A 9,355-nucleotide genomic window follows, 5' to 3' on the forward strand; every position below is an offset into this window, starting at 1 on the left:
TCAATATATTTTCGGTCTTCATTTTACTGTTGGTTTCAGGCAGCACTTTTGCACAGCAGGAACCTACCGGTTTTACCATAAAAAAAGACTGGCAGGTAGAAGATCCTACCTACTACGCAGCCTATTACGATATCAAAACCGGAATGTATTTCGTCTATCCAAAGGTAGGAAATACGGTTACCGGTCCGCCAACTGCAATGTCGCCCCAGGACTACAAAGAGTTTATGGACGCCCAGCAGGCAAAGGAGTATTACAGGGACAAATCAAACCGATACAGTCTGATGTTCCGTAAAGATAAAGCGGAGGCAGAAAGGTTAGGTTTAATTCCGTCTTTAACCATTAACAACAGACTTTTCGAAGCGATGTTCGGAAGCAATAAAATCGAAATTATTCCTTCGGGATATGCTTCTTTTGACTTCGCAGGCCTGTACCAGAAAATTGATAATCCTTTAATTTTACCTCAAAACAGAACAAGTTTCACCTTCGATATTGACCAGAGAATCCAATTGGGTTTGATTGGAAAGGTGGGTGAAAATCTTCAGTTAAAAGCCAATTACGATACCCAAAGCGGTTTTGCATTCGAAAACAGAATGAATCTCGTTTGGCAGTCAAAAGGAACATGGAAAGATCTTCAGACCAAAGGTTTAAATGATGTAAACAAACCCAGTGCCGGAGGCGAAGATAAAATCATAAAAAGAATAGAATTTGGTAATGTCAACATGCCACTTTCTACGAGTTTAATCCGTGGTTCAGAGTCACTTTTCGGGATAAAATCTGAATTTCAGCTTGGAAAAACGTTTGGAACGGTTGTAATGTCTCAGCAGCAGGGTGAGGCCAGAAACATTGTTGTACAGGGCGGTGGCGTGATGAATACTTTTAAAGTAAATGCCATCGATTACGAAGACAATCAGCATTATTACATCGGGCATTATTTCCTTAATAATTATGATAATGCTTTGCTGAATTATCCTCAGATCAACTCAAGGATCAACATTTCAAGAATGGAAGTCTGGGTTTTGGATCAGGGGAATTCAAATTTATCTTATCAGAAAAGTATTGTCGGAATCAGAGATTTGGGGGATGGTCCTTCAGGGCTTCCTGATAATACCCAAAACAATATCTACGGCGCGGTAACCTCTTTAGGGCCGGGTCTTAGAAATCCTGATCAGACTTACAATACTGTAAATGGTCAGGTTCTTCCCAATTCTACAGGTGGAGCAGAAGCATACAGTGATGGCGAACAGTTTATTTACAACAGAAAAGCTAGAAGATTAACAACTTCTGAATACTCATTTCATCCGCAGTTAGGGTATATTTCATTAAATCAGAGACTCAATGACCAGCAATTGCTGGCTGTGTCGTATTCATACACTGTCAATGGAACCAATCAGGTTTATAAAGTTGGGGAATTTTCAGAAGAAAGTCCGGTATTGGTTACCAAATTACTGAAGCCTAATACTACGGTGAAAACTACATCGCCGATGTGGCAATTGATGATGAAAAACATCTATGCTTTAGACGCAGCTCAGATTGATCCGGACGGATTTATCTTAAATGTGCTCTACCGTGATCCGAAAACGGGAGGTAAAGTAAATTATCTTCCGGGTACAGCTGTTGCAGATATCAATTTATTAAAATTATTAAACTGGGACAGACTCAACCTGAATGGTGACCTTCAGTCGAATGGCGGAGGCAGTTTTGGTGACGGACTCTTCGATTTCGTGAGTGGAATTACCGTCAGACCTGAGTTCGGGAAACTGATTTTCACCAAAGCACAGCCTTTCGGAAGTTACATGCAGACGGTTTTGGGCAGCAATGATCCGCAGTATGTATTTTCAGATCTTTATTCTCAGCAAAAGCAGGTGGCAAGTGCCAGTAACCTTGCTCAGCGGTACACTTTAGAAGGACGTTACAAAGGTGCGCAGGGACAGGGAATTTCTCTCGGAGCGGTAAATGTTCCTCAGGGTTCTGTAAAAGTTTCCGCAAACGGAGTTCAGCTTACAGAAGGTGTGGATTACACCGTGGATTACATGTTGGGATCTGTAACGATCATCAATGAAAATGTAAAACAGTCTGGGCAGGCCATCAATATTTCACTTGAAAATCAACTTACTTTTAATACACAGCGTAAGAGGTTTTTAGGCTTAAATTTAGAAAGAAGAGTAAGCGAAAACTTTATTTTTGGCGGAACTGTTGTCAATTATTCCGAATCACCTTTAACTCAGAAGGTAAATTACGGTCAGGAAGCGGTTAATAACACTATGGCAGGTGTTAATATGTTGTACAACAACCAGTTGCCATTCCTTACAAGACTTACAGATAAAATCCCTGGAATCAACACTGAAGCTCCGTCAAATCTGAATTTCAGAATGGAAGGCGCTTACCTCATTCCGGGCATTAATAAAGGGACAAATGATCAGTCATACATTGACGATTTTGAACAGACAACTTCAAAGATTTCTTTAAAGGAACCTACTGCATGGAGTTTAGCTTCAAAACCGGAAAAGAATCAGGACAACCCACTTTTCAGCGGAGCCGGAGCAAACAATGATATTACGAATGGTTACGGAAGAGGCTTACTTTCGTGGTACAACATTGACCCGAGATTCTGGGGTGTGGGCGGAAGAGCTCCTGAGGGAATTACTGCACAGTCAGTTTCAAATCACGCGTCCAGAAGAGTTCAGTTTTCTGAAATTTTCAATAACAGAGATTTCGTAGCGGGTGAGCAGACATTTACCAATACATTTGACGTTTCTTACTATCCAAACGAAAAAGGACCTTACAACGTAAACCCGAATACAGAAACAACTCAGGAAAGATGGGCGGGGATTATGCGTCCGATCAGCGTTTCCAACTTTATCAATTCAAATATTGAGTATGTGGAGTTCTGGTTGATGGATCCTTATGCCGACAACAGACCTTTGAGTCAGCCGGGCGGTGCACCGAAATTATTATTGCAGTTAGGAAACGTTTCCGAAGATATTCTGAAAGATGGTTTGATGCAGTATGAAAACGGCCTTCCGGTACCATCTGCACCGTCAACTACCACCAATTCAAACTGGGGTATTCAGCCAAAACAACCTCCAATTCTGTATGCTTTCTCTACTGAAGGTACAGACAGAACTGCGCAGGATTTAGGATATGACGGTTTAAGTTCAGATCAGGAAGCTGCAAGATTCGGGAATACATTTGTGAATCCGGTGACCAACTTAGCTGACCCTGCTGTAGATGATTTTGTATTTTATCTTTCTACGAGATTTACAGGAAATTTAGCATCTTCACTGGTTCAGCGTTACAAATATTTCAGAGGTCCGGAAGGAAATTCACAGAGCAATTCTCTTGAGGTAGCATCTCAAACTCCTGATGCGGAAGATATCAACAGAGATTACAATTTGGATCAAAATGAAAACTACAACGAATATGTTGTAAACCTTGATCAGGCGAGTCTTACTTTAGGTCAGAATAATATTGTTGATGTTAAAACGGTTCAGGCTACCTTCCAGAACGGTCAGACCGATGATGTGAAATGGTATCTTTTCAGAGTTCCGGTTAATAAATATAATGAAACAAATGCAGGTGGAGACAAAGATGCATCTATCTTAAATAATGTGCGTTTCGCAAGAATGTTACTTACAGGCTTCGACAACGTTTCAACATTAAGATTCGGAACTATGGATCTTGTAAGATCAGACTGGAGAAAATATCCTAATCAGATTGCAAGTACAGTAGTTGACTCACCTACGGAAGGTACAACAGGAACTCCAACGCTGAATGATAATTTTGAAGTTGGAAGCGTTAACATTGAAGAAAATGCACTAAACCAACCTCCTTATGTTTTGCCTCCGGGAATCGACAGACAGGTGTTAAGCGGAAATGCAGGTGCACAGAGACAGAACGAATCTTCTCTATATTTGAAAGTAAGAAATATGGGCAACGAGGCGAGAGGTGTTTTCAAAAATACCACGCTCGATATGAGAAGGTACAAAAAGCTGAGACTTTTTGTTCACGCACAGAACCTTGATGATCCCAGAGATTCAGAATTGGATCCGGACGTAAAATTTTATATCCGTTTTGGTAGCGATGCTTCAGATAACTATTATGAATATGAATCGTCTCTGAAATATACGCCTAATACAGCCACTACACCAATGGAAATCTGGCCTTTCGAGAATGAAATGGACTTTAATGTTCAGGATTTTGTGGATGCAAAAATCAGAAGAGACCGCAATTTTCCGGGTAGTATTGTCGAAAGAAGAGCAGATACCCAGTTTGGAGATGATAACAAGAAAATCTATATCAAAGGTCGTCCCAGCTTAGGCAATATCACGACGATCATGATTGGGGTAAGAAACAATGGAGCAAGAATTTCAGACAGAGGTAGAGTTCTTTGGGTCAACGAAATCCGTCTTTCTGAAATTGAAAATGATGGAGGATATGCCGGAAATGCAAGCTTAAATTTCAACCTCGGAGATTTTGCAACCGTTAATACAAGTGCATCCTATTCATCAGTAGGTTTCGGAAATATAGATTCCAAACCTGCCGAAAGAAGTCAGGCAACACAATCCGCATTCAGCATCAACACGGCTATTAACGCAGATAAATTCTTACCTGAAAAAACCGGAATCAAAATTCCTGTCAACTATTCTTACTCACAAACCATCGAAGATCCTAAGTACAATCCTCTGGATACCGATGTGGAATTCAGCAAAGCTGCCAATAAGGAAGAGCTTAAAAAAGTAGCGCGTACTTACACTCAGCAGAGAAGTTTGGGCGTGGTCAACATGCACAAGGAAAGAGTAAATCCGGACAGAAAACCAAAATTCTATGATGTAGAAAATATTTCGGTGACTGCCGTTTACAACGACGATCATTACAGAGATATTTACACCAAGAAAAACTACAGACAGTATCTGAGAGGGTATGTAGATTACAATTATCAGTTTAAGCCATGGGTGATTAAGCCTTTCAATAAACTGATCAGTGATACTGCAAAATCGTATAAATATCTGAAGTGGGTGAAAGAATTTAATTTTAACCCAATTCCGACCAGATTGTCATTCAGAACCGAGATCGACAGAAATTACAACGAACTTGAATTCAGAAATATTGAAGCAATCCTTGCTGGAAATCCTGGAAATGATTTTGCAGCTATTAAAAACAGAAACTTCTATTTCGGTTGGCAGTATGGTTTAGGATTTAATTTTACCAAATCTTTAAAACTGGAAATCAATTCAGCTACAAGAACTTTAAATGATCAGGTGGATGTTAACACGATGGACAACTCTTCTATTTTCGGAAATGTATTCCGTGCAGGTAGACCTGTATTGTACAATCACAGAGTTCAGTTGAACTACAAACTGCCGTTCCAGTATCTTCCGTATTTAGAATTTATTGATGCTGAGGTTGGCTACGGTTTCACCTATAACTGGAATGCAAGATCTACAGCGTTATTATCCAGCCCTGACGGAAGTTTAGGTTCAATAGGTCAAAATACCAATGTAATTCAGGCAAACGCTACAGCAGATCTTCCGCGTTTCTTTGGTCAGTTCAGCTATTTTAAAAGAATTACAGAGACTTTAGGAAAAAGAAAGAGAGAGACAGATTCTCTGAACACTGCCTACACGCAGGCATGGGAGAAGAAAAGATATGCCTACAAAAAGTATAAGTATAAAAATAAATTGACGGCACTGCAAGGCGCAGCGTTTCTCCTGACCTCCTTCAAACAGTTGGATGTTACCTATTCCGAAAATAACGGAACTGTACTTCCGGGTCTTATTTCTGCACCAAACTGGTACGGAGTAGGGCAGACTTTGGGAGGTCCTACGGTAGGTTTCCTTCTCGGTTCTCAGGCAGACATCAGAAGAACGGTGATAGAAAACGGATGGGTGAGTGACTCGGATCTCATGGTTGATCCTTACGTCAGGATGTCTACACGGGATCTCCGGGCAAATCTCCAGATGATGCCGGTAAACGATTTCAGAATAGATTTTAATGTAATTCAGACCTACAACAGAAATTTTTCTCAGACAGGCTTCAATTACAGAGACAGCTTCGGAAATGCCAACCCGAATCTTACATTTGCAACAGATATGATCAGTTATTCCAATTCTGTGAGTCTTGTGAAAACTTCATTTAAAGATAATGTTGCCATATATGCCGCGATCAGACAAAACGCTCAGGCAATTTCGCAGCAGCTTGGCGGAGCTCCCGGAGCAGATGGTTATGCCGCAGGATACAGTATCGCAAATGCTTATGTTTTAATACCTGCATTCCGTGCAGCGGTGGAAGGTAAAGCACCAAAACTCATCGGAAATGCAAGAAAATCCGGACTTCCGTTCCCGAACTGGCGAATCACCTGGTCTGGTTTAAAAAATATTCCGGTAATAAGCGGTCAGTTTACCAAGTTTGATATTCTGCACAGCTACAATGCGACCTACACTGCAACTGGAGTACAGTCGAGTATTGATTACTTTAATAATCCGGGAAGTTTCGACATCAATGGAGACCGCATCAATCCGTTTACTTTCTCACAGGTAGGTTATGTAGAATCATTTGCACCGCTTGTAGGAATAGATGTTACGATGAGAAACAATATGCAGTTCGGAATTCAGTACAACAGAAACAGAATGTTGTTGCTTGGTCTGGTAAATCACACCATAACTGAAGATGCAAATACAGAGTATGTGGTTCGTCTCGGTTATATCGTCAGAAACTTCAGATTAGGAAATGCCGGAGGAGGAGGCAGAAACAATAAGGGAGCAGATTTAAATATCAGAGGAGATATTTCACTTCGGGACAGCCGCACCAGCATTATGAATATTCTTTTGGATGATTCTCAGGTAACCGGCGGACAGCGTTTAATGAATATCAAATTATCTGCAGACTACAATGTTTCACAAAACTTAAACCTAATGGTATTCTACGAACAGATGACTTCAAGGTATAAAATATCGACAGCCTTCCCACTTTCTACGGTGAGAGCAGGTCTCAGAGCCACCTTCACATTCGGTGACGCAGGAGGTTTCTAAAAATAATTTAAATGCACCATCCCTTTCATTTTTTTGAAGGGGATTTTTTTTGAACATAAAGTGGTAAGATTTCACGTATCCATTATGGCTGAATGAAGATTTCTATTCTTCCGTTATATCTGAACTTTGTTGTATCAAAAACTTTTTAAAAAAAAACTCCAAATTATCAATCAACTAAAATGTTCTCAATGTAAAAACCATTACCTTCCTCAAATCTCAAATCTCAAATCTCAAACCTCAGACCCGCATCCCAACAAAAATTAAATTTTCTTTTGACCATTCACCAATTTTAAATTAAATTTGTCGTTATAAAAAATTAAAAATGAATACACCTGCAGAACTAAAGTACACCAAAGATCACGAATGGATCAGGATTGAAGGAAACGTTGCTACAATCGGAATTACAGATTTCGCACAGGGCGAGTTAGGCGACATCGTTTACGTAGACGTTGACACAGTAGACGAAGAACTTGAGGGGCAAGCCGTTTTCGGAAGTGTAGAAGCAGTAAAAACAGTATCAGACCTTTTCCTTCCAATCGCCGGAAAAGTAATCGAATTCAATGCTGAATTGGAAGATCAGCCGGAACTTCTCAACACAGACCCATACGGAAACGGATGGATCATCAAACTTGAGCTTGCAGAAGGAGCAGATCAGTCAGAATTGCTAACTGCAGAAGAATATCAGGCTGTCATTGGATAATTACAGAAACATATTTAATAAGATTTTGCCCATTTATTGGGCATTTCTTACTTTTATGCTCCTCAGGCCGGGCCAGGAAAACCATGAATATTGGTTTATGTTTAATGGCATAGACAAAGTCTTACACTTAAGTATCTTCGCGGCATTGGGCTTTCTGCTCATAGCATCCTTCCCCAAAATAAAATTTGCTTATTATATTCAGATCATCCTCATTTACGCCTTCCTGACAGAAATCTTCCAGGAAGAGATGCACCTCGGCCGCTCCATGGAAACTCTAGATATCGTCGCAGACACCATCGGCTGCCTCATCGGATATTATACATATAAATATATCGTGGGAAAATTCTAAAAATCCCAAAAAACCTAAAACACTCTCTTACTTTCTCTCCCTCTCACTCTCCAATCCTCCCACAATAATTTTCAGGAGCCGGGAACCCGCTGTCCACTATATCTTTTGCTCTTCGTTCCTCATCACAAAAGGATGCCGTTTCCATCGGGGCTAGTTACGATTCCGCTTTTTAAGAACTGTTGAATTTTGATAAGTAATGAGCAATGAGTAATAAGCAATCACCAAAAGCAATTAATCTACAATAATCTCATTAAAGAAAGCAGCAAAAACTATAATCGGAAAGCCAAAACGTCAATTCAAAAGTTTCAACCATCAATTCTCACTACATTTTCAGTGCGGCCAGCAGTAAAAAACCAAACTTCCCTTATTTCCAATACCCTTTGAACCATTCCCATCCTCTGGAGGGGATGTCAAAATCGCAGATTTTAGACGGGGGTGGTTACTTCCACACAAAAATCAACTTTTATGAATCGAGTATGAAACCATCAAAGTAAAACTCTCAATGCTCTCACCGCTGGTGCGGGCGTCCCGCCCGTACCCACATTCCACATTCCACATCCGAACTCTGCACTCCGAATCTCAAATCTCAAACCTCACACAAGGCAAAGCCGAACTGAGCGAAGCTAAATCTCAAACTTCAAATTTCAAATCATCCCATCTGCTGCTGCGGACGTACCACCGATACTATTTAAAAACGAACTCGCACCTGTTCAGTCAAAAACACTTTTCATCCAATCAGAATCCACTCAAGTAATGTCAGCAATTGGCCACACCTTTCAAAATAAAAACTCCACCTTACTCCGGAGGAGTAAAATCTGTGTAGCAAAAACACATTCTTCAAATCTTTGCACTCCGTAGGAGTGCCATCTTAAAAACATCCACAAAAGCGACGTGAAAACTCATTCTGTATTTTTTCAGATCATACAATGCGCAGTCATTTTCACCGAAAAGCCTTACAAAATAAACAATGATGCTCAAAAATTCCCANTACATATTCAACCAGCCCAATTCACTAACCAGGCTGTGGAAAAATAATACATAAAACACACCATCCGGCATTCAACCCCATATATCCCGCACCTCGCATCCCTTACTTGCGCCGCGCATTCCCCAACTCGCAATCCTTCTATACCGCACCCCCTCACCCGGTACCCCGCATCCCGAATCTCAAACATCAAATTTCAAATCTCACCCCGCACCCTCCAACCCTCCAACACATTTTCTCTCCACACAATCAGTCTGTTGCTTAATTATGTTAAATAAATATGAATAAAAGTT

Annotated in this window: 3 protein-coding genes; all 3 read left to right on the forward strand. The window is 40.5% G+C overall.

The window, feature by feature from the left end:
- Positions 1 to 77 precede the first annotated feature (77 nt).
- The 3 genes from sprA to ASG21_RS04605 all read left to right on the forward strand — a co-directional run bounded on the left by sprA (position 78) and on the right by ASG21_RS04605 (position 8,077).
- Entirely contained in the window at positions 78 to 7,028 is a 6,951-nt protein-coding gene (gene sprA, locus ASG21_RS04595; RefSeq protein WP_241773454.1) for a cell surface protein SprA, read from the forward strand.
- 322 nt (positions 7,029 to 7,350) lie between these two features.
- Entirely contained in the window at positions 7,351 to 7,728 is a 378-nt protein-coding gene (gcvH, locus tag ASG21_RS04600; protein WP_056076528.1) for a glycine cleavage system protein GcvH, read from the forward strand.
- Between the two features lie 55 nt (positions 7,729 to 7,783).
- The gene (locus ASG21_RS04605; RefSeq protein WP_082482349.1) at positions 7,784 to 8,077 is read left to right on the forward strand and encodes a VanZ family protein; all 294 of its coding nucleotides are present in this window, start codon (positions 7,784 to 7,786) and stop codon (positions 8,075 to 8,077) included.
- Positions 8,078 to 9,355: the final 1,278 nt, after the last annotated feature.

The sequence above is a fragment of the Chryseobacterium sp. Leaf394 genome (assembly GCF_001424105.1).
Lineage (GTDB): Bacteria > Bacteroidota > Bacteroidia > Flavobacteriales > Weeksellaceae > Chryseobacterium.

Coding starts and splice junctions, on each gene's coding strand:
- gcvH (WP_056076528.1), top strand. CDS start 7,351: ATGAATACACCTGCAGAACTAAAGTACACCAAAGATCACGAATGGATC.
- ASG21_RS04605 (WP_082482349.1), top strand. CDS start 7,784: ATGCTCCTCAGGCCGGGCCAGGAAAACCATGAATATTGGTTTATGTTT.